At 73.8% G+C, this 23,829-nt stretch carries 8 protein-coding genes; 5 read left to right on the top strand and 3 right to left on the bottom strand.

Going from position 1 to position 23,829, the window contains the following annotated elements; genetic code table 11:
* Positions 1–7 precede the first annotated feature (7 nt).
* The 3 genes from PP1_RS08185 to PP1_RS08175 all read right to left on the bottom strand — a co-directional run bounded on the left by PP1_RS08185 (position 8) and on the right by PP1_RS08175 (position 4,618).
* Positions 8–895, bottom strand: coding sequence for a LysR family transcriptional regulator (locus PP1_RS08185; RefSeq protein WP_010227748.1), 888 nt, complete (start codon positions 893–895; stop codon positions 8–10).
* Positions 896–1,086: 191 nt separating this feature from the next.
* A complete protein-coding gene (locus PP1_RS08180; protein WP_010227751.1) occupies positions 1,087–2,865 on the bottom strand; it encodes an ABC transporter ATP-binding protein in 1,779 nt (592 codons plus the stop codon).
* 4 nt (positions 2,866–2,869) lie between these two features.
* Positions 2,870–4,618, bottom strand: coding sequence for an ABC transporter transmembrane domain-containing protein (locus tag PP1_RS08175; protein ID WP_010227753.1), 1,749 nt, complete (start codon positions 4,616–4,618; stop codon positions 2,870–2,872).
* A 259-nt stretch (positions 4,619–4,877) separates the two neighbouring features.
* Between PP1_RS08175 and PP1_RS08170 the strand changes: the two genes are divergently transcribed.
* From PP1_RS08170 to PP1_RS08150, 5 genes are all read left to right on the top strand, one after another.
* A complete protein-coding gene (locus PP1_RS08170; protein WP_010227755.1) occupies positions 4,878–5,108 on the top strand; it encodes an MbtH family protein in 231 nt (76 codons plus the stop codon).
* A 73-nt stretch (positions 5,109–5,181) separates the two neighbouring features.
* Positions 5,182–5,595 (top strand): aspartate 1-decarboxylase, encoded by a 414-nt coding sequence (panD, locus tag PP1_RS08165; RefSeq protein ID WP_010227757.1) that lies wholly within the window; start codon positions 5,182–5,184, stop codon positions 5,593–5,595.
* An 8-nt stretch (positions 5,596–5,603) separates the two neighbouring features.
* Positions 5,604–7,235: a (2,3-dihydroxybenzoyl)adenylate synthase gene (locus tag PP1_RS08160; protein WP_139323813.1), complete on the top strand. Its 1,632-nt coding sequence runs from the start codon at positions 5,604–5,606 to the stop codon at positions 7,233–7,235.
* Positions 7,236–7,237: 2 nt separating this feature from the next.
* On the top strand, positions 7,238–22,654 hold the full coding sequence (locus PP1_RS08155) for a non-ribosomal peptide synthetase (RefSeq protein WP_075314065.1): 15,417 nt from the start codon (positions 7,238–7,240) through the stop codon (positions 22,652–22,654).
* Positions 22,651–23,757, top strand: coding sequence for a TIM barrel protein (locus PP1_RS08150; RefSeq protein WP_202796347.1), 1,107 nt, complete (start codon positions 22,651–22,653; stop codon positions 23,755–23,757). Before PP1_RS08155 ends, PP1_RS08150 begins: the two co-directional genes overlap by 4 nt.
* The last annotated feature ends 72 nt before the right edge of the window (positions 23,758–23,829 follow it).

Genomic DNA, 23,829 nt, shown 5'->3' with positions numbered 1-23,829 from the left:
TCCACCTTCAGGCGCCGTTCTCGGCCCGACCCTGTGTCCAGTCGTGATTCACGAAGGCACCGGCGGCGTCGGAGAGGTGACGCCCACGGACCGTGAACAAGCCGATCGTTCGGGAAGGCGGCCGGCGCAGCCTTCTGACGACGACATTCCCGACTGCTGCTTCGGCTGTCATGCGTGGAACGAGTGCCACGCCGAGATTGCTCGCCACGAGCTTCTCGGGGGTGCTGCACTCATGGAGGATGTGAGCCTCGTGCTCTTCGGCTCGCAGGAGTGAGACGAGGACCTCGCGGACGACCGACCCACGGGGATAGCTGACGAACCGTTCGCCGACGAGGTCCTTCGGGTCGAGCCGATCGTGGCGGGTCAGCCGATGCCCGGTGGGTACGGCGACGACGAGCTCCTCGACGAAGAGTGGTCGCCGTTCCAGCGCGGTCGAGCCGTCGCCGAGTCGATCGTCGCTGAGGGCGAGGTCGATGGTGCCCTCGCGCAGACTGCGCAGCATCTCTACCGGCGTCGCCTCGTGGATGGCGACATCCACCTGGGGAAAACGGTGGTGGAACCGGGGTAGCTCGCGGGTGAGCAGCGTGGTCACGAGCGAGTTCAGAGCGCCGACGACGGTGGTGCCACTCGGGGCGTCCGGTTCGTCCTGGACCGCGATCCGTGCGCGTTCGACCTCGGCGAGGATGACCTCGGCGCGGGCGAGGAGACGCTCACCGGCGGCCGCGAGCACGACGCGTCTTCCGTGGCGTTCGAAGAGGTCCACTCCGAGTTCGCGCTCGAGCGCGCTGACCTGTTGGGACAGCGCAGGCTGTGCGACGTTCAGTCGTTCGGCGGCTCTGGTGAAGTGCGACAACCGTGCCGCTTCGACGAAGTGCCTCAGCTGTCTGAGTTCCATCCGTCAACGTCTCCACGGTGTGATCGTCGCGGTGAACCGGTCGCCGGAGGCCTCTCCGGAGACTCCGAGCGCGGTCGGCCGGTGAGTCGATGGTGTCGCCGCAGAGTGGTTGCTGCGATCCGCACATCGGGTCCGTTCGCCCGGCGAGGGGGTCGGGTCCGGGCGAGGCGACCCGGTGGCCGGTGGCGGGCTCACCGCTCGTCTGCGATCACCGGATCGCCGCCGCTCCAGGAGTGCCACAGCTGCGCGTACAGTCCATCCACTGTGGTCAGTTCGGCGTGGGTGCCGACCTGTACGACTCGCCCGCCGTCCATGACGACGATCCGGTCGCAGGTCGCGGCCTGTGAGAGCCGGTGCGCGATCACCAGTCCTGCCCGTCCTCGCAGCGCAGCCTCCGAGCAGCGGTCGAGCAGCTCGGCCTTGCTCGACCCGGCCTCCGCGGTCGCCTCGTCGAAGATCGCCAGTTCGGGGTCGGCGAGCAGCGCCCTCGTCAGCGCGACCTGCTGGGACTGCGCCGAGGTCAGCGTGTGCCCGGCCGCTCCCAGGGTCGTGTCCAGACCGTCGGGCAGCAGATCGAGCAATGCCGCCGCGCCGGTCGTGTCCAGTGCGGCGACGATCCGGGCGTCGTCTGCGTCCGGTGCTGCCAGGGCCAGGTTCTCCCGCAGGGTGCCGGCGAAGACGTGGGCGTCCTGGGTGATCAGGATCGTGTGATCAGGTCGGGTGACGGTGCCGTGGTCGGGTCGGTGGATCCCGGCGAGCAGGCTCGCGACCGTGGTCTTCCCTGCGCCGGACGCGCCGACCAGCGCGACCCGTTCGCCGGGCCCCACGGTGAGGTCGATCCCGTGCAGCACCCGTGGTCCACCGGGGTAGCCGAAGCTGACGCCGTGCAGCCTGGCCACCGCGGTGTCCGCCGACGTCGCGGTCGGCGGCCCGGCCGGTCCGTCGTGCGCGGGCACCGTGATCACGCCGACGATCCGGTTCAGCGCGGCGATGGCCGCCTGCAGGACATCGATCACCATCAGCAGCAGGGTGATCGGAGCGAACAGTCGCAGGAAGAACAGCATCGCCGTGGTCGCGGTGCCGACGGTCGAGGTCCCGGCTCCGATCAGCAGGCAGCCGGTGATCAGGATTGCGGACAGGCCCAGGTACTCGGCCAGGTTCAGCCGTCCGACGAACATGTTCTGCACGGTGCGGGCACGCATGGTGTGGCGCAGCATCGTCCACGATGCCCCGATCACCCGGTCGTGGCGGTGCGGGCCGAGTCCGTAGGCCTGCACGGTCTGGAATCCGTGGAGCGACTCCAGTATCTGCTGGGCGCGTGCACCCGCCGCGGCTCGCTGTGCCGCGTAGATCCTCGGCGCGGTGGCGAGGTACCAGCGCAGAGCGACCAGGTACACCGGCAGTGTCAGTGTCAGTGCGAGCCCGTACCTCCAGTCCAGCGCGGTCAGGCCGGCCAGCGCGACCACGATGGTGAACGCCGCCGAGGTGAGCGCGGGGATCACCCGTTGCGCGGACCCGGCGATCTGCGCGACGTCGTCGCTCGCGCGGGCGATCAGGTCACCGGTCCCGGACCGTTCCACGACGCTCTGTGGCAACCGCATCGCGTTGGCCACCAGCCGTTCGCGGAGCTCGGCCAGCATCGTCTGGTACAACCGACCCGCCAGCACGGCGGTGACAGCGGCTCCTGCCGCACCGGTCGTGGTCGCACCCACCATCGCGGCGATGCTCCACCCGACAGTGGTCGCGTCGGCGGTCCCGGCGGCGACGGAGTTGATGAGGCGGCCGAGTACCACCGGCATGGCGAGCTCGAGCGCGGCGCTGCCGAGCCCGCACAGCACGACGGCGAGGAGCCGGAGCCGGTGCCCGCGGCTCGCCCGCACGAGCTCACGCCATGTCTCGCTGCCGGTGGCGACGGGCAGGCCCCCGACCGCCGTCGGGTCCGCCGTCGCGCGGTCCGCTGTGGTCGTCACCGGGTCACCGGAGCCCTGGCGTGGACGGCCGGCGGCCCAGCTCGACGACGCGGTCGCAGCCCTCGAGCAGTACCGGCGAGGTGGTGATCACCAGGGTCGACCGGCCCGCGCGCGCTGCGCGCAGCCGCTGGGCGATCGCAGTGCCGGTCACCGAGTCGACCGCAGTCGCCGGTTCGTGCAGGACCAGCACGGCGGGGTCGCGGGTGTAGGCCCTGGCCAGGGCCAGGCGCTGGCGCTGACCGCCGGAGAGCCGGTTGCCGTTCTCGCCGACCTCGGTGCTGAGGCCGTGGTCGGCGCCGAGGGTGAAGTCCTCGCAGGCGGCGGCCCACAGTGCCCCGGTCCGGCGCTCCGCCGGGACGCCGGGCAGGTCCAGGTTGTCGGCGACGGTCCCGCTGAACAGGCTCGCCTCGTGTGGCGCGACGAGGACCACCTCCCGGTAGCCCGCCGGATCCAGTCGCCCTGCCGGGTCGCCGTCGACCAGGACCGTCGTGGCGCCGTCACCGTCGCGGGGAGAGGTCAGCGCCTGGACGATCCCGGTGGCGGTCCGCTCGTCGGTGTGCAGCCCGAGCAGGTCTCCCGGGGCGAGGCGGACCGGGGCGTGCCCGTCGATGCTGATCTCCAGGGTCGGCAGGTGTGCGGGTGCCGGGGCAGGTGTCCGCACCGAGTGGTCGCCGGTTCCCGGGGCGCTGAGCAGCAGGTCCAGCACCCGTGCGCCGGAGCCCACCGCTGCCGCCCACACGGCGCCCGCGTTGGCGGTCAGCATGTTGAGCGGCGGCAGGAGTGCCTGGGTGAGCCCCGCGACCGCGATGAGCTCGCCGATGGTGATCGCCCCGGTGACCGCGAACCAGCCCGCCAGCCCGGCGACTGCGGCGACGAACACGCCGCCGATCGTGTTGCTCCCGGCGAGGTAGCGGCCGAGGGCGTCGGTGTTGCGGTACGCGCCGTCGAGGGCGGTCCGGCTCTCCCGGCGGTAGCGGCGGGTCGCCTCGTCCTCGGCTCGGATGCCCTTGATGACCCGGTAGCCGGTGACGAGGTCGGTGGCCCGGCCGACAGCGTCGGCGAGAAGTGCCTGGGCGTGCCGCGCAGTCCGTGCGAACGGTCCGCTCAGTGCGCCCATCAGCCAGACCACGACCGGTGCGCCCAGCAGCACCACGGTCCCGATAGGCCAGTGGATCATCAGCAGTGCCACCGCGATGAACGCGATCCCGGCCAGCTCGCCGACCGGGTAGACACCCAGGTTCACCGCTGTCGCGAGGCGGGTGACGTCGTTGGTCGTGGTGGACAGGAGCGATCCGTCGGCCTGTCGTACTCGTCCGTCGGGCGGGTGGAGGACCGTGCCGGACAGGGTGCTGCGCAGCCGGTGCTCGACCATCTGGACCGCTCGTGCGGCGAGCTGCGCGCTGAACCGTGTGCCCACGGCCAGGAACACGAAGTTCGCCCCGAGAAGTAGCAGCCATCCGGTCAGCTGGACGAAGTCGCCGCTCTGCAGCGCCCGGTCGATCGCCAGCCCCATGATCACCGGTACCAGCGCGGTGCAGGTGTGCTGGACGACGGCGAGCCCCGCAGCCGGGACCGTCAGCCTCGGCGACGAGGTGGCGACCCGGGCGGTGAACCGCCGCGCGCTGATCCGCCCGTCGACGGTGAACGGATCCACCGCGAGTGGGTCCGGCGGGACCTGCAGGAACACCGGAAACCGGCGGGTGAGCCGGCCGCGGCCGAGGTCCGCCGGGTCGGCGAGGCGGTCACCGCGCACGAGCTGCCTGGGAAGTCGTCATGTCATCCATCGCGATGGTCGGTGTGGGCGTCTGGCAGCCGTCCAGGGAAAAGGGCAGGCTAACCAAAGCGGACAGTGTCGACGAAGCGGACAAAGCGGTGACTCTACCCACACGAGTAAAGCTAGCCTAAACTAAGAGTCAAGATCTACTGTCCGTTCCCGGATCCCGCACCGGCATCGACCACCGCGTCGACCGTGCCACGACCGGCGGGACGCAACCCCGACGAAGACGGATGCGATGGCCACGAACCCGTTCGACGACGCCGACGGAAGCTTCTACGCACTGGTCAATCGCGAGGGTCAGTACTCGCTGTGGCCGACGTTCCAGGTGGTGCCGAGCGGGTGGACCGTCGCCCACGGCGAACCCGCGGGCAGACCGCGCCAGGAGGTTCTCGACTGGATCGAACGGACCTGGACCGACCTGCGCCCGCGATCGCTGCGGGACCGCGCCGACACCGCGAGTCCGTGACCGGGCCCGCCGCGACCGGTCCGCGGGACACGTCCGCAACGTCGCTCTGATCGCCGATCCCGGGAGGAACCCGATGCTTCGCACCGTCCTCGGTGGAAAGATCCACCGCGCGACCGTGACCCAGGCCGACCTGCACTACGTCGGTTCGCTGACGCTCGACTCCACGCTGGCCGCCGCCGCCGGACTGGTCGAGGGCGAGAAGGTGCAGGTCGTCGACATCACCAATGGCGCGCGGCTCGAGACGTACGTGATCCTGGGCGAGCCCGATTCGGGCGTCATCTGTATCAACGGTGCCGCCGCCCACCTGGTCCACCCCGGCGACCTCGTCATCATCATCTCGTACCTGCTCGCCGAGGACGCCGAACTCGCCGGGCACGACCCGCGCGTCGTCCACGTCGACGCCGAGAACCGCATCGTCAAGCTCGGCGAGGACCCGGGCGAACCGGTGCCCGGGGCGACCGACCAGTTCGATTCCCGGGTCTCGTGAACCCCGCGGTGCCCGGGCCCGAGCCGCTCGTCCTCGACGGCGTCGTCGGATACCCCGAGGAGATCGCCGCCCGCTACCGGCGGGACGGGTACTGGATCGACCAGACGTTCTCCGAGATGTTGTTCGAGACCGTCGACCGGGTGCCCGACGACGTCGCGATCATCGCCGGGGACACGCGGTTGAGCTACGCCGAGCTCGGCGAGCGGGTGCTGCGGCTGGCCGCCGGATTCCGCGGCCTGGGGATCGGGCGCGGCGACCGCGTCGTCGTCCAGTTGCCCAACGTCGGGGAGTTCGTTCCGCTGGTGTTCGGGCTGTTCGAGCTCGGCGCGATCCCGGTGCTGGCGCTCGCCGCGCACGAGCGCAGCGAGATCGCGCACTTCGCCGACCTGGCCGAGGCGCGTGCCTATGTGACCGTGGACCGGCACGACGGCGTCGACCTGGGCGCGCTGGCGGCGCAGATCGCGGAGTCCTCGCCGACCGTGGAACACACCGTCGTCCTGGACCGGTCCGGTGGGGGCGCGGCCCTCGAGACGCTGCTGGCTCACGACCCGCTGCCCCGCGAGCGTCGCTGCCTACCGGGAGACGTCGCGTTCCTGCAGCTCTCCGGTGGTACGACCGGGACATCGAAGCTCATCCCGCACACCCACGAGGGGTATCTCGGGTCGATGCGGCAGGCGGTGCGCGTGGGCGGGACCACCGCGTCGTCGGTCCAGCTGGTCGTGCTGCCGATGCCGCACAGCTTCGCGATGCGCTCCCCGGGTTTCCTGGGGGCCCTGCACGTCGGCGCCACCGTCGTCGTGGCTTCCGACCCGAGCCCGGACACGGCGTTCGCGCTGGTCGCCCGGCACGGGGTGACCGAGACCGCGCTGGTCCCGCCGCTGGCCCTGTTGTGGCTGAACTCGTCGCTGCGGCCGGAGACGGACCTGTCCAGCCTGCAGGTCGTCCGGGTCGGCGGCGCGAAGTTCGGCGCCGAGGCGGCCCGGCGCATCCGGGCGGAGCTGGGTGCGACGCTGCAACAGAGCTACGGCATGGCCGAGGGGTTGCACACGTTCACCGATCTCGACGCCGACGAGGAGACGATCACCACCCGGCAGGGCAGGCCGACCTCCGAGGCCGACGAGATCCTGGTCGTGGACGACGAGGACCGGCCGGTGCCCCCGGGCAGCCCCGGGCACCTGCTGACCCGCGGCCCGGCCACCGTGCGCGGCTACTACCGCACTCCCGCCCACGACGCGCAGGTCTTCACGGCGGACGGCTTCTACCGCGTCGGCGATCTCGTCGAGCAGGACGACCGCGGCTACCTCACGGTGGTGGGTCGGGCGAAGGACCAGATCAACCGGGGTGGCGAGAAGGTCGCGCCCGAGGAGGTCGAGAACCACCTCCTCGCCCACCCGGCGGTGCACGACGCCTCCGTCGTCGGGGTCCCGGACGACGCGCTGGGCGAGCGCACGAAGGCCTACCTCGTGCCGCGCCAGGGGATCGACCGGTCGGTGCTCACCGTCGCCGGGACCCGGTCGTTCCTGCGGGAGCGCGGGCTGGCGGCCTACAAGCTCCCCGACCTCGTCGAGGTCGTCGAGACGTTCCCGAGCACGGTGGCCGGCAAGGTCAGCAAGCGGGCTCAGCGAGCGAAGAAGGAGTGAAGGTGACGCCTCCGGTGCGCCTGCCGTTGTCCGTGGCGCAGCGCGGGGTCTGGTCCGCGCAGCAGCTGTTCGCGGACTCGACCGTCTACCGCGTCGGCCAGATCATCTGGTTGTCCGCACCGGTCGACCCCGACCGGTTCGTCGCCGCGATCGACGCCACCGTCGCTGAGACCGAGGCGCTGCGCGTCCGGTTCGAGGAGTCCGGCGGTGTCCCGATGCAGTGGGTCGACGACACGGTGTCGGTGCCCACCGAGGTGCGCGCCGAACCACTCGACGATGCCGCGATCATCGAACGCGTCCGGGTGGACTACCGGTCGGGCGCGACCGGGGAGGCGCTGTACGCGCCGTCGTCGATGCTGGTGCGGCGCGCCGCGGGCGGCTGGGCGTGGGCGTTCACCCATCACCACCTGGTGCTCGACGCCTACGGGGTGGCGCTGTTCGTCCGGCGGGTGGCCGAGCACTACACCGCGTCGCATACCCAGGGCACTGCGCCGGAACCGTGGTTCGGTCGCCTCGCCGACGCGGTCGGCGACGGCGGCGTCCCGGACACGGACGGCGAGATCCACTGGCGCACACTGCTCGACGTCGACGTCGACCCACGCGGCGACGCGGGAGATCTCGCCGACGCGTTCTCGTTCCAGCCGCACACCGCGACGGTCCCCCTGGCCGCGGATGTCCGGGACCGGCTGGTGGCCTACGCCCGTGCCGCCCGGCTGTCCTGGCCGGACACGATGGTCGCGCTGTGGGGGCTGTTCACCGCCCGCAGCCGACACTCCGACCGGATCGCGGTCCGGATGCCGTTCATGCTGCGCGGCGGTCCGGCGCTGCTGCGCACCCCGTCGATGGCGTCGCGGATCTTCCCCGTCGTCGTCGGCATCACGCCCGCGATGCCGCTGACCGACGTTCTCCGGGCGACCTCGGCGCAGATCCGGGGCGTCGAGAAGTATCAGGGGATCGAGGACTCGCAGCTGGCCCGGCTGTGGCCCGGCGGCGAGGCCGACTACTTCGCGCTGCCGGTCGCCAACGTCAAGGTCCTCGACTACGAGGTCGACTTCGCGGGTACGCCGGGGATCGAGCAGACCGTCAACCCGGGCCCGGTCGGGCGGCTCGACCTGTCGGTCTACAACGACCCGGTGCACGGTTTCCGGCTCGACCTGCGCGGCCGCGAGCCGTCCTACGCCGGGCAGCCTCTGGAGTCCTGGGCCGGGCGGTTCGCCGCGTTCCTGGACACCGCGCTCGAGCTCGGCACCGAGGTCAGCCTGGCCGAGCTCGACCGGGCCCTGGCCGTCGACGCACCCGTCGCGCCGGCGACCGGTACCGCGAGCATCGAGGGCACCGAGCTCGCGCTGCCCGCGACCACCGTCGACGACCTCGTGCGGGCCGAGGCCGCCCGGTCGGCCGACCGGGTCGCCGTCGTCGGGGACACCGACGGGACGCGCTGGACCTTCGCCGATCTCGACGCCCGGGTGAATGCGCTGGCCGCGCTGCTCGTCGAGCGCGGGGTGCGGGCCGGGGACCGGGTGGGGGTCCTGCTGCCGCGGTGCCCCGACCTGGTCGTGGCGCTCGCCGCCGTGCTGCGCGCCGGTGCCGGCTACCTACCCGTCGACCCGGCGCTGCCCGCCGGACGGATCGCGGCGATCGTCACCGACGGCGGGCCGCGACTGACGATCACCGACTCCGACGGTGCGGACCGTGTGGGCCCGGACGTCCTGCTGCTCGACGACGCCACGGTCGCCGCCGCGTTGCACCGCGGTCGCGCCACACCGCCGGAGCTGTCCCGGGCCCCGACTGCGGACGACCCCGTCTATGTCATCTTCACCTCCGGCACGACCGGGCGCCCCAAGGGTGTCGTGGTCCCGCACCGGGCGCTGGTCAGCCGGCTGGCCTGGGGCCGGGCCCGCTACCCGCTCGCGGACGGCGAGATCGTGCTGATGAAGACCCCGGTGTCGTTCGACGTGTCCGCGCCGGAGGTGTTCGCCCCGCTCACCGAGGGCGGGACGCTCGTCGTCGCCGCCGACGAGCGGCACGGTGACCCCGAGTACCTGCACGACGCGGTCCGCCGCCACGGCGTGAACCGGATCAACTTCGTGCCCTCGATGGGCGAGGAGTTCGTCCGGGCCGGCAGCGCAGCGCTGCCGTCGGTGACCACGACGATGGTCGCGGGCGAGGCCTTCCCGACCACCCTGTCCGCAGCGCTGAGCACGATCACCGGCGGCACCGTCCTCAACGTGTACGGGCCCACCGAGACCGGCGAGATCACCCATCACGAGGTCGATCCCACCGCGGTACCGGCCGGCGCGGTGGTGCCGATCGGGATCCCGATGGCCAACACCCGCGCCCGGGTGCTCGACTCGTGGCTGCGCGAGGTCGGCCCGGGAGTGCCCGGCGAGCTCTATCTCGGTGGGACGCAGCTCGCCGAGGGCTACGCCGGCCGGCCGGGGCTGACAGCGGAGCGGTTCGTCGCCGACCCCGGGTCAGCGGTGGGGGAGCGCCTCTACCGAACCGGCGACCTGGTCTCGCACGACCGGTTCGGCGTGCTGCACTACCTCGGCCGGGCCGACGATCAGATCAAGATCCGCGGGCACCGGGTCGAGCCCGGTGAGGTCGTGAGCGCGCTGGAGCGCCACCCGTCGGTGACCCGGGCGATCGTGGTCGCCCACGAGCACCCGGTGGCCGGGACCCGGCTGGTCGGCTACGTGACGACGGTGGGCACGGCGGACGGCGCCGCCGGGGACCCCGACGAGCTGCGGGAGCACCTCGCCGCGCTGCTGCCGGGCCACATGGTCCCCGCCGCGATCGAGGTGCTCGAGGCGTTCCCGGTCACCCCGAACGGGAAGATCGACCGCAGGGCCCTGCCCGAGCCCACCGGCCTGACCGCGGCCACCGGCCGCGCGCCCGGCACCCGCACCGAGCTCGCGCTCGCCGCCGCGTTCCGCGAGGTGCTCGGGTTGCCCGTCGACACTGAGCTGGGCGTCGACGACGACTTCTTCGCCCTCGGCGGGCACTCGCTGCTCGCGACACGTGTGGTGGCGCGAGTGGGTGCCGCGGCCGGTGTCCGGATCAGCCTGCGTGATGTGTTCGACCGGCCCACCGTGGCCGGGCTCGCGGACCTGCTCGGCGAGCTGCCCGCCACGGCTCCGGCTGCGCCGGTGCCCGCACCGCGCCCGGACCGGATCCCGGCGTCGGCGGGGCAGCGGGCCCTCTGGCTCGTCGAGCAGCTCGGCGGACCCGGCGGGCGCTACGTCGTTCCGACCGTCGTGCGGCTGACCGGTGCACTCGACGAGGACGCGCTGGAATCCGCGCTGCGCGACGTCGTGACCCGGCACGAACCGCTGCGCACCCTGCTGCAGGAACACGACGACCAGCTGCTGCAGGTGATCGTGGATCCGGCCGAGACGGCGGACCGGGTGAGGGTCGCTGTCGAGGATCACGTGGGGGCGTCCCGGGCGGTCGTCGAGGACCGGGTGGCCGCGGTGGTGCGGGCCCGGTTCGACCTGGGCGCGGATCTCCCGGTGCGGGCGGTGGTGCTGCGGACCGGTGCCGGTGCGGACCCGGAGTGGCGGCTGGTGCTGGCGGTGCATCACCACGCGGTGGACGAGTGGTCGTTGCCGTCGTTGCTGGCGGACCTCTCGGCGGCCTACCGGGCGCGGGTCGCCGGTGCGGAGCCCGGGTGGGCGCCGCTGCCGGTGCAGTACGCCGACCACACCCTCGCCGAGCTCGCCGCACTCGGCGATCCCGACGACGAGGGCTCGGTTCTGGCCGGGCACCTGCGGTACTGGCGCGACGCGCTGGACGGCGCGCCGGACGAGTCGACGATCAGCCCGGACCGGGCCCGACCGGCAGCGCCGACGCACCGCGGACAGGACGTGCCGTTCGCCCTGGAGCCGTCGCTCGTCACGGGCCTGCACGAGACCGCCCGCGCGCGGGGACTGACCCCCTTCATGCTCGCGCAGGCCGCCGTGGCGCTCGCGGTGTCCGCACTCGGTGGCGGGGACGACGTCGTCGTCGGGTCCCCGGTCGGCGGCCGCACCGCCGACGGCGTCGCCGACGCCGTCGGCTACTTCGCCAACATCGTGCCGGTCCGGCACCGGATCGGTGCCGCCGACACCGTCGCCGACGTGCTGGCCCGGGCCCGCGAGACGGTGCTCGACGGGTTCGCCCACCAGGAGGCCCCGTTCGAGAAGATCGTCGCCGCGGCCGGCGCCGCCCGGGACACCGGCCGCAATCCCGTCTACCAGGTGATGCTCACCCATCAGCAGCTCACCGGCGAGCCGTACCCGCTCGCGCTACCCGGCGTCGGCGTCCACCCGGACTCCGCGGACATCGGTGCGGTCAAGACCGACCTCGACGTCTACCTCACCGACGCTCCGGCCGGGATCGAGGGCTTCGTCTCGGCGGCGACCGATCTGTTCGACCGGGCGACGGTGGAGCGGTTCGTCGCGGTGTTCACCCGGGTGCTGGAGGTCGTCGCGACGGACCCGGGGCGGGCGGTGGCGCGGCTGGACGTGCTGCCGGCGGCGTCGTCGTCCGAGGTGACGACCTGGTCGCTGGGCCCGGATGTCGACGCGCCGGCCGCCACGGTGGACGGGCTGCTGCGCGAGCAGGTCCGGTCCACCCCGGACGCTCCGGCGGTGCTCGATGCGACCGTGGGGATCCGGTGGACCTTCGCCGAGCTGGACGCCCGGATCGACGCGTTCGCCGCGACCCTGACCGCCCGCGGTGTCGTCACCGGCGACCGGGTCGGAGTCCTCCTGCCGCGCAGCGCCGATCTGGTGGTCGTGCTGGCCGGGGTGCTGCGTGCCGGTGCCGCCTACGTCCCGCTCGACCCTGCGCACCCCACCGCGCACGTGGCCCGCATCGTCGAGGTGAGCCGACCCCGGCTGGTCGTCAGCGATCCGGCCACCGTGCGGGTGCACCGGGCGGTCATCGACGCCGTTCCGCACCTCGTGGTCGAGGGCGGCACGGTCGACGGGAGGGTCCCGGCCGTGAACGGCGCAGTGGCGCCGGTCCTGAGCCCGCACGACACCGCCCAGGTGATCTTCACCTCCGGCACGACGGGTGAGCCGAAGGGCGTGCAGCTCTCGCACGGCGCGATGGTGAACCGGCTCGGCTGGGGCGCAGTCCTGCTCGGCCTCGACGGCGACGCCGTCGGGCTGGTCAAGAGTGGTGTGGGATTCGTCGATGCCGCGACCGAGCTGTTCGGTCCGCTCACCGCGGGCGCGGCGGTCGTCGTCGTGGCCGACGAGGACGCGAGGGACGCGATCGGCCTCGCCGCGGCCGTCCGGGCGTACGGGGTCACCCACCTGCTCACGGTGCCGGGGCTCGCCGACACCATGGCCGGCGTCGACGACACGGCGTTCGGGTCGCTACGGCACTGGGTGTCCTCCGGGGAGGCACTCAGCCCCGGCACCCGCGACACCATGCACCGAGTCGCCCCGCACGCGGTCCTGCACAACTTCTACGGCTCCACCGAGGTCACCGGCGACGCCACCGCCGTCCGCGTCGATCCCGGCGCGGAGCTCCGCCCCGGCACCGGCGGCGCCGGGGTGCCGATCGGTCGCCCCCAGCCGGGCGTCTCCACCCGGGTACTGGACAGGTGGCTGCGTCCGGTCGCCGCCGGTGTCGCGGGCGAGCTGTACGTCGGTGGCGTGCAGTTGGCCGACGGCTATCTGGGGCGCGCCGTCGCGACCGCGGAACGGTTCGTCGCCGACCCGTTCGGCGCCCCCGGCGCCCGGCTCTACCGGACCGGGGACCTGGCCCGCTGGAACTCCGGCGGTGCCCTGGAGTACGTGGGCCGCGCCGACGACCAGGTCACGATCCGCGGACACCGGGTGGAACCGGACCGGACCCGGGCCGTGCTGCGCGAGCACCCGGCCGTCACCGGTGCCGTCGTCCTCGGCCGGGAGCACCCGGCCGGTGGCACCCGCCTGCTCGCCTGGGTCACCACCGCCGGCCCCGATCCCGATCTCGCCGCGGAGCTGCGCGGGTTCGTGGCGTCCCGGCTGCCGGAGTACATGGTCCCCGCCGCGTTCGAGGTGCTCGAGGAGTTCCCGCTCACCCCGAACGGCAAGATCGATCGCCGGGCGCTGCCGGTTCCGGAGGCCGGCGGTGCCACGAGCACCGGCCGGGCCCCGCGCACCGATGCCGAGCGGCTGCTGGCCTCGGCGTTCGCCGACGTCCTGGCGCTGCCCGCGGGCACCGAGCCGGGGATCGACGACGACTTCTTCCGCCTCGGTGGGCACTCGCTGCTCGCGACCCGGCTGGTGGCGCGGGTGGGTGCCGCATCCGGTGCCCGGATCACCCTGCGGGACGTGTTCGACCGGCCCACCGTCGCCGGGCTCGCCGCGCTCGTCGAGAACAGCACCGCCGCCCGGCCGGTCGCGACGCTCGGCGAGATCGCCCGCCCGGCCGCGATCCCGGCGTCCTACGGGCAGCAGTCGCTGTGGTTCGCCGACCGGATGGGCGGCCCCGAGGGCCGGTACGTGGTGCCGATCGTGGTGCGGCTGACCGGGACGCTCGACGAGCCGGCGCTGCAGGCGGCGCTGCGGGACGTCGTGCTCCGGCACGAGGCGCTACGCACCGTGCTGCGCGAGGGCGACGGCCGCCTGCTGCAGGAGGTCCTGGACCCGGCGGACGTCCCGGCCCGGGTGGCGGTCGCGGTGGAGGACCTTGTCGGTGCGGCCCCGGCGGCCGTCGAGGACCGGGTGGCAGCGGTGGTGCGATCGCGGTTCGACCTGGCCTCCGAGCTGCCGGTACGCGCGGTGTTGCTGCGCACCGGTGCCGGTGCGGACCCGGAGTGGCGGTTCGTGGTCGCGGTGCATCACCACGCGGTGGACGAGTGGTCGTTGCCGTCGTTGCTGTCCGATCTCTCGGCGGCCTACCGGGCGCGGGTCGCCGGTGCGGAGCCCGGGTGGGCGCCGCTGCCGGTGCAGTACGCCGACCACGCCCTCTGGCAGCGCGCGCACCTCGGCCGCCCGGACGACGAGGGCTCGGTGCTGGCCGGGCACCTGCGGTACTGGCGCGACGCGCTGGACGGCGCGCCGGACGAGTCGACGATCAGCTCCGACCGGCCGCGACCGGTCGAGCCGACACACCGGGGCGAGGACGTGCCGTTCGCCCTCGAGCCGTCCGTGGTGGACGGTCTGCGGGAGGTCGCCAGGGCACAGGGCGTCACGTCGTTCATGGTGTCCCAGGCCGCAGTGGCGCTGGCGGTGTCCGCACTCGGCGGGGGCGACGAGGTGGTCGTCGGCTCCCCGGTGGGCGGCCGCACCGAGGAGGGCGTCGCCGAGATCGTCGGCTACTTCGCGAACACGCTGCCGCTGCGGCACCGGATCGGTGCCGCCGACACCGTCGCCGACGTGCTGGCCCGGGCGCGGGAGACGGTGCTCGACGGGTTCGCCCACCAGGCAGCCCCGTTCGACCAGATCGTCACCGCGATCGGGGCGCAGCGCGCGGCCGACCGCACGCCGCTCTATCAGGTCATGCTCACCCACCTGCAGCGCAGCGGCACCGAGCAGGAGCCCCTGGCGCTGCCCGGTGTCCGGGCCCGGCGCGAACCGGCCGAGCTCGGCGCGGTCAAGACCGATCTCGACATCTACCTGATCGACGGCGCGGACGGGGTCGAGGGCTTCGTCTCGGCGGCGACCGATCTGTTCGACCGGGCGACGGTGGAGCGGTTCGTCGCGGTGTTCACCCGGGTGCTGGAGGTCGTCGCGACGGACCCGGGGCGGGCGGTGGCGCGGCTGGACGTGCTGCCGGCGGCGTCGTCGTCCGAGGTGACGACCTGGTCGCTGGGCCCGGATGTCGACGCGCCGGCCACCACGGTGGACGGGCTGCTGCGCGAGCAGGTCCGGTCCACCCCGGACGCTCCGGCGGTGCTCGATGCGACCGTGGGGATCCGGTGGACCTTCGCCGACCTCGACGCCCGCATCGACGCGATCGCCGCCCGGGTCGCGGCGCGGGGTGTCACGGTGGGGGCCCGGGTCGCCGTCCTCCTGCCGCGCAGCGCCGACCAGGTCGCCGTGCTCGCCGGGCTGCTGCGCGCCGGCGCGGCCTACGTGCCCGTCGACCCGGCCCATCCGGCGGCGCACGTCGCCCGGATCCTCACCACGGCCACTCCGGCCCTGGTGGTCACCGACCGGGCCACGGCCGCCGCGCACGACCTTCCCGCGGATCGGCTGCTGCTGGTCGACGAGCCCGCCGCCGAGGCGGACCGGTGGTCGGGCCCGGCCCGGCCGGTGACCCCGCGCGACACCGCCCAGGTGATCTTCACGTCGGGCACGACCGGGGAGGCCAAGGGCGTCGGGCTCCCGCACGGCGCGGTCGCCGACCGACTCCGCTGGGGCAATGCGCTGCTGGAACTCGACGGCACCGCCGTGTGCCTGGCCAAGAGCGGCGCCGGCTTCGTCGACGCGGTGACCGAGCTGTTCGGGCCACTGACCGCGGGGGCCGCCGTCGTGGTGGTCGGCGACGGGACGGCGCGCGACGCGGGCGCACTGGCCGAGCTGATACGCGAGCACCACATCACCCATCTGCTGACCGTGCCCGGCCTCGCCGACACCCTCGCCGACTCCCGCACCGGCAGCGGACCGGGGTTCGGCTCGTTGCGGCACTGGGTGTCGTCCGGGGAGCCGCTGACGGCGGCCGGCCGGGACGCCATGCGCCGTGCCGCCCCGCACGCCGTCCTGCACAACTTCTACGGGTCCACCGAGGTCACCGGGGACGCCACCGCCGCCCGCGTCGACACCGGGGATCCGGACCGGCGGGTGGCGATCGGCCGCCCGCAGCCCGGGAGCTCCGCACGTGTGCTGGACCGGTGGCTGCGACCGGTGCCCGCCGGTGTCGCCGGGGAGCTCTACGTCGGCGGCGGGCAGCTCGCCGACGGTTACCTCGCGCTGCCGGGGCTCACCGCCGAGCGGTTCGTGGCAGACCCGTTCGGCCACCCCGGCTCCCGGCTCTACCGCACCGGGGACCTGGCCCGTTGGACTGCCGGCGGCGAGCTGGAGTTCCTCGGCCGTGCCGACGACCAGGTCACGATCCGCGGACACCGGGTCGAGCCGGAACAGGTCCGCGGTGTGCTGCGCGAGCACCCGGCGGTGACCGGCGCCGTCGTCCTCGCGGCGGAACGACCCACCGGCGGGCCGCAGCTGCTCGCCTGGGTCACCGCCGGTGGTCCCGGTCCCGGTCCCGGTCCCGGTCCCGGCCTCGCCGTGGAGCTGCGCGAGTTCGTGGCGTCGAGGCTGCCGGAGTACATGGTGCCCGCGGCGGTGACGACGCTGGCGGAGTTCCCCCTCACCCCGAACGGCAAGATCGACCGCAGGGCGCTGCCCGCGCCGGACCTCACCGAGGGGGCGGGGGCCGGTGGGCGCAGCCCGGAGACCGCGACCGAGCGGGCGCTGGCCGAGCACTTCCGAGAGGTCCTGCGGCTCGACGGAGGCGCCGGTCCGCGTGCGGCTCTCGCGGTCGATGCGGACTTCTTCCGTCTCGGCGGGGACTCACTGCTCGCAGCCCGGCTGCTCACCCGCATCAACACCACCTTCGCGTCCGCCCTGCGGCTGCGGCACGTGTTCGGTACCCCGACGATCGCCGGACTGGCCGAGGCCGTCACCGGGGTGGCCCGGCACGACGGCTCGCCGCTGTCGCCGATCACCGAGGTGGTCCGCCCCGATCCCGTCCCGGCGTCCTACGGCCAGCAGGCGCTGTGGCTGCTCGACGAGCTCGGGATGGGACCGGCCTACCAGGTCGGGATCGTCCTGCGGATTCCCGGCGGCGCCGACCCCGCCGCCCTGCACCGCGGGGTGGCCCGGTTCACCGAGCGGCACGAGATCCTGCGCACGGCGTTCGTCGCCGGACCGGACGGCGAGCTGACCCAGCTCGTCCGGCCCCCGGACGACGCGCCGGTCCTGGCGGTCGAGACCGTCGCGGCGGACGCGGTACCGGCCCGGATCGGTGCGCTGCTGGCGCAGCGATGCGACCTGGCAGCCGACGGCGGTGCCGGGTTCACCCTGCTGCGTACCGGCGGCGACGACCTGCTCGTCGTGCACGGCCACCACATCGTCATCGACGAGGGTTCGGTCCGGCCGCTGGTCCGCGACCTCGACGTGCTCTACGACGCCGAGCTGTCCGGCACCGCGGCCGCGCTGCCGCGGCTGCTCGTGCAGTCCGCGGAGTTCGCGGTCTGGCAGCGCAGCACGCTCGGCGACCGGGACGACCCGGACTCGCGTTTCCGGGGCGAGCTGACGTTCTGGGAGAAGGCGCTCGCCGACCTGCCGGCCGAGACCCCGCTGCCGCTCGACCGGCCCCGGTCGGAGACCACCTCGCGCACCGTGCGCACCGTCCGCGACCCGCTGCCGGCCGCCGACTCGGCGGCCGTCGAGCGGCTGCTGGCCGAGCGACGGGCGACCCCGCTGCAGGGGCTGATCACAGCACTGGCGCTGGGTCTGTGGACCGAGGGCGCCGGGAACACGGTGCCGGTCGGCACCCCGGTCGAGCTGCGCGACCAGCCGGAGCTCGACGACGCCGTCGGGTACTTCGTCAACACCGTCGTCGTCCGCGCCGAGATCGACGAGACGGTCGGCTTCGGCACGCTGCTGTCCGGTGTCCGGGACCGGGTGGTCGACGCGGGCGAGCACAAGACGGCGCCGTTCGACAGCGTCGTGGAGGCCCTCGGACCGCCGCGGATCCCCGGCGTCAGCCCGCTGTTCCAGGTGATGGCCGCATTCCTGGACGACACCGCCCGCGACCCCGTGGCCGGGCGTCTGGTCCCGGACCCTGCGGCGGTGGCCGAGGCCACCGGCGACCGGCCCGCGCTGTTCGACCTGGTCTACGCGATCGTCCGGCGTCCGGACGGCGCGCTGGACCTGCAGCTCAACGCCACCCGCGAGCTGTTCACCGCCGACACCGGTGCCCGGCTGCTCGCCGGGGTGCGCCGGTTCCTCGTGCTGGGGGCCCGGTACCCGCAGCTACCGCTGCGGCACCTGGTCGAGCTGGTCCGGGCCGTCACCGACCCCGCGGACCTCGGTGCCGCACCGGACGGGCCGGGGGCGAGGATCCCGCTGCCCGGCTTCACCCCGGACGAGACGACGTCCTGGCGGGCGGCCGCCGAGTACCTGCGCCACGTCGTCCCCGGGGCCGGGATGCTCGCGCTCGAGGTACGCGACGACGGCACCGGCGAGCTGACCGGGACTCCCACCGGCCCGGACGCGGCCGCGCTGCTGGCCGGCCTCGCCGGCGAGCTCGTGGAGAGCTACCGGTCCACCGTCGCGGTGCGTCTGGAGTGGCCCGACGACACCGCACGGGGGACGCTCACGGGGGTGCGGCCGAGGCTGCGCCGGGCCGACCGTGCCCGGGTCTCCCGGGCCGATGCGCGGCGGATCCGGGCCGAGCACGGCGAGGACAGCAGGTTACTGCCGTTGTCGTCGCTGCAGAGCGGACTGCTCTACCACATGGTGCGGGCCCGCGAGACCGGCGATCACAACGCCTACGTGTCGCAGATCCTGCGCGAGATCGAGGGCGAGGTCGACCCGGCGCACCTGGAGTCCACCACCCGCCGGGTGCTGGAGCGGTACCCGAACCTGCGGGCCGCGTTCGTGACGTTGCGCGACACCGAGGTCCAGGTGATCCCGCAGCGCTCCGAGGTCCCGTTCCGGGTCGTCCGGCTCGACCCGCCGGGCGGCCCCGGGCGTGCGGAGTTCCTGGAGGCCGAACGCCAGGAGCCGTTCGACTTCGCGACCGGGCCGCTGATCCGGTTCACCCTGCTCGAGCACGGGCCGGGGGCCTGGACGTTCGCGATGACCTTCGAGCACATCCTGATGGACGGCTGGTCGATCAACGCGCTGCTCGGCGAGATCGTCGACGCCTACGCCGATCCCGGACTGCTCGACCGGGTCCGGCCCGTGTCGTTCGAGTCCTACCTGGATTGGCTCGAGACCCGCGACGCCGCGGCGGGCGACCGCGCGTGGGCGGGCTACCTCGCGGAGGTCACCGAGCCGACCCTGCTCTGGCCCGAGGGCGGTGACCTGGGTCTGACCCGGGTCGAGACCGGGGACCTGCACCGGGATCTGAGCCCGGCCGAGGCCGCGACCGTGTACGCGGCCGCCCGCAGGGCCGGGGTCACCGTGGGCACGCTGCTGCAGACCGCGTGGGCGGTGACCCTGGGCCGGGTCACCGGCCGCGGTGATGTCGTGTTCGGCAACACCGTCTCCGGACGGCCACCGGAGCTGCCCGGTTCGGACCGGATGATCGGGCTGCTGTTCAACACACTGCCGATGCGGGTCCGCGCCCGCCCGGACGAGACCGTCACCCAGCTGCTGGCCCGGGTCCGGTCCGAGCAGCTCGAGGTGCTCGACCACCCGGACGTCGAGCTGACCCGGATCCAGAACGCGGCCGGGCTGGGTGCCCTGTTCGACACCCTGTTCGTCGTCCAGAACCTGCCCTTCGACCCGTTCGAGCCGGAGACGACGCCGGTCGGCGGGCTGCGGGTGACCGGCGGGACGGTGAACGACGCCACCCACTACCCGGTCACCGTGGCGGTGAACCCGTGGGAGCACGACGGCGCCGCGACCGTGCACGTCCGGCTGTCCTACCGGCGCGACGCACTCGACGAGGCCGCCGCCGAGCGGCTGACCGAGCGCTACCTGCACGTACTGCGCGCGCTCGCGGCCGGTCCGGACACCGCACTGGGGCGGATCCCGGGCTACCTGCCCGGCGAGGACGCTCCGTCGCCGGCCGGTGTCACCCGGGCCGTCCCCGAGGTGACGGTCGCCGACCTGCTGCGTGCCCAGGTGGCCCGCTCACCGCAGGAGACCGCGCTGGTCGCCGGGGACCGCAGCTACACCTTCGACGGGTTCTCCGCCGAGGTGCACCGGTACGCGCGGGTGCTGCTGGCCCGCGGCGTGCGGCCCGAGCACCGGGTGGCGCTGCTGCTGCCCCGCGACGAGCGCATGGTGATCGCGATGTTCGCGGTCTTCGCGGTCGGCGCCGCCTACGTGCCGATCGATGCCGAGCACCCGGACGAACGGATCGCGACGATGTGCGACATCGCCCGGCCCACCGTGACACTGGTGACCGGCCGCGATGCGGCACGCCTGCCCGGCACCGCCGCCGGGCAGGTGCTCGACCTCGACGAACCCGTGCTGCGCGCGGAGATCGCCGACGCCGGCCAGGGCCCGGTCACCGACGCCGAGCGCGGCGGCCCGATCGACCCCGACCACCTCGCCTACATCATCTTCACCTCGGGCTCGACCGGGCTGCCCAAGGGTGTCGCGGTGGGCTACCGCGGCCTGACCAACATGTACGCCAACCATGTCGAGGAGATCTTCGACCGGGTCGTCGCGCACCAGGGCGGTCGCCGGATGAAGATCGCCCACACCACGTCGTTCTCCTTCGACGCGTCATGGGAGCAGCTGTTCTGGCTGCTCAACGGGCACGAGGTGCACGTGATCGACGAGGAGCTGCGGCGCGAGCCACAGCAGCTGCTGGCGCACTACGACGACGCCCGGATCGACGGGTTCGACGTCACGCCGTCCTACGGGCAGGTGCTGGTGGACCAGGGTCTGCTCGACCGGGACCGGCCTGCCGGTCGATCGGTCGCCGCGGACGCGCCCGGGGTGGTGTTCGTGTCGCTGGGTGGCGAGGCCGTGCCGGACACGCTGTGGCGGCAGCTGCGTGAGGCGCCGGGGGTGGAGTCCTACAACCTGTACGGCCCCACCGAGTACACGATCAACGCGCTCGGCGCGGATCTGGCCGACACGGCGACCTCCAGCGTCGGCCGGCCGATCTTCAACTCGCGGGTCTACATCCTCGACGACAACCTCCAGCCCGCGCTGCCGGGTGTACCGGGGGAGCTGTACCTCGCCGGCGCCGGGACCGCCCGCGGATACTGGGGCCAGCCCGGGCGCACCGCGGAACGGTTCGTCGCCTGCCCCTGGGAACCCGGGACCCGGATGTACCGCACCGGGGACCTGGCCCGCTGGACACCCGGCGGGACGATCGACTACCTCGGTCGCGCCGACGACCAGGTGAAGATCCGTGGTTACCGGATCGAGCCGAGCGAGGTCGCCGACACTCTGGCCGGGGACCCGCAGGTCGCCAGGGCTGCGGTGATCGCCAGGGCGGACGCCCGGGGCGCGCTGCAGCTCTACGGCTACCTGGTCCCCGCGGCGGACGGGCCCGGCACCGTGGACCTCGACGCCGTCCGGGCCCGCGCGCGCACCCTGCTCCCGGACTACATGGTCCCGGCCGGGCTCGCCGCTCTCGACGATCTGCCGCTGACCGTGAACGGCAAGATCGAGACCAAGGCGCTGCCGGTGATCGAGTCCGCGGCCGCGGAGTACGTGGCACCGGCCTCCGGGACCGAGGTGGTGGTCGCCGGTGCGGTCGCCGAGCTGCTCGGCACCCGGGAGGTGTCGGTGTCGGCGAACTTCTTCGACGTCGGCGGCAACTCTCTGCTGGCCATGCGACTGGTCGCCCGGCTCAACGAGCGACTCGGCTCGGAGCTGCTGGTGTCCGACGTCTTCGCCGCGCAGGTGCTCGGCACCCTCGCCGCGGTGGCCGACGACCGGTCCGCGCCGTCCACCTCCGAGGACGTGGCCGGCGACGTGGCCGGCGCTGTCCTGGTCCCGCTGCGGGCCGCGGCGGCAGGTCGGCATCTGTTCTGCGCGCACGCCCGCTACGGGCACGCCTCGCTCTACTCCGCGCTGGGCAGGTACCTGCCTGACGGCGTCGGCCTGGTCGGATTGCAGGACCCGGCGCACGCCGGGCTCGGCGCCGAGTTCGGCTCGATGGCCGAGCTGGCCACGGTCTACGCCGACGCCGTCCAGCGGGTGCAGCCGCACGGCCCCTACGACCTGCTGGGCTGGTCGTTCGGCGGCCACATCGTGGTCGCCGTCGGGCGGGAGCTCGTCGGCCGCGGGGAGCGGATCGGGTCGGTCACGATCGTCGACACCACCCCGACGGGGCCGGATCACGCACCGGAGCCGGGCGACGTCCTGCCTCGCCCGGGGGTACCGGTCGCCGAGGACGAGCAGCGGCAACGGGAGTTCCTCGACGTCAACTCCGCCGAGCTGCGCGCGCTGCTCGGGCCCGAGGTGAGCGCCGAGCTCTCCGCCGAGGCGCTCACCGCGTTCGCGGTCGCCGGCCTGCGCTGCGAGCGGCACATGGCCGAGCGGACCGTCGGCGAGCTCGACGCCCCGGCGCTGCTCGTCGCGGCGGGTGCGCCGGTCGAGGCCGACCGCGCCGCGGGCACCGGGATCGCCGCGTGGGGCGCGCACCTGCCCGGGGCCCGCACCGAGTACGTCGACGGCGAGGACCACCACTCGATCATCGACCCGGACCGCGGCCTGCCGCGCTGGGCCGACCACCTGACCGGGCTGCTCGAGGGCGGCACCGCGGGGACCACGCACGAGGAGAGGAAACGATGAGTCTCACCGCCGCCGATGTGACCGCGGACGTCGCGGAGGCGCTGTTCCTGCAACCCGCGGAGCTGGACCACCAGCTGGACCTGCGCGACCAGGGGATGGACTCCGTGCGCACGATGGAGCTGGTCGACCGGTGGCGCCGGGCGGGGGTGCCCGGGATCAGCTTCATCGCGCTGGCCGAGGACCGTCGCCTGGAGCGGTGGATCGAGGTCGTGCGCGAGCTGCAGCCCGGCGCGGCGGAACCGCCCTCGCTGCGCACCTGCATCGCGACGGTGTCGCTGGGCGGTTCGCTCACCGACAAGCTGGACGCCGTCGCCGCGGCCGGGTTCGGCGGCATCGAGCTGCTCGACGCGGACCTGCGCGACTCGTCGCTGTCCGCGTCCGAGGTGGCCGCCCGCTGTGCCGACCTGGGACTGACCATCGACGCCTACCAGCCGTTCCGGCGTGCCGAGGGGGTCAGCGCGGCCGAGTTCACCGACGTGCTGGCGCGCTTCCGTGGCGAGCTCGACGTCATGGCCGGGCTGGGCACCGGCTCCATCCTGGTCGTGTCCAACACCGACGACGACGCCGACCCGGACCGCGACCTGTCGGCCCGGCAGCTGTCCGCGCTCGCCGACGCCGCCGCCGAGCGCGGCATGTCGGTGACCTACGAGGCGCTGGCCTGGGGCACCCACGTCGGCCGTTTCGCCGATGCCTGGGACGTGGTCCGCCGCGCCGGTCACCCGGCCCTGACGGTCACCGTCGACACCTTCCACATGATCAGCCGCGGCGAGGACGCCGGGGCCCTGGACGGCGTCCCGATGGACAAGATCAGCCTGGCCCAGGTGGCCGACGCGCCGATGCTGTCGATGGATCTCAAGCAGTGGAGCCGCAACCACCGGTGCCTGCCCGGCGACGGCGAGTTCGACCTGCGCACACCGTTGCGGGCGCTGTGGGCGGCGGGCTACCGCGGCCCGCTGTCGCTGGAGATCTTCAACCCGGAGATCCGGGCGCAGCCCCCGCACGATGTCGCGGCCCGCGGTGCGCGGGCCCTCGACGCGCTGCTCGCCGAGCTGGACGGGGCCGTGCCGGGGCCGGACGCGAGCGGGGACCCGGTCCGGGCCTAGCCACGCGGCCCGGCGACGCACCCGGTGATCGGGGGTCGGGTGGGGCCGAGCGCGGTACGCGCGGCCCCACCC

Origin of the sequence: Pseudonocardia sp. P1 (assembly GCF_000178675.2) — a bacterium.
Lineage (GTDB): Bacteria > Actinomycetota > Actinomycetes > Mycobacteriales > Pseudonocardiaceae > Pseudonocardia.
Note: the sequence above shows the minus strand (reverse complement) of the source record. Positions and strands in the feature narration are given on the sequence as shown.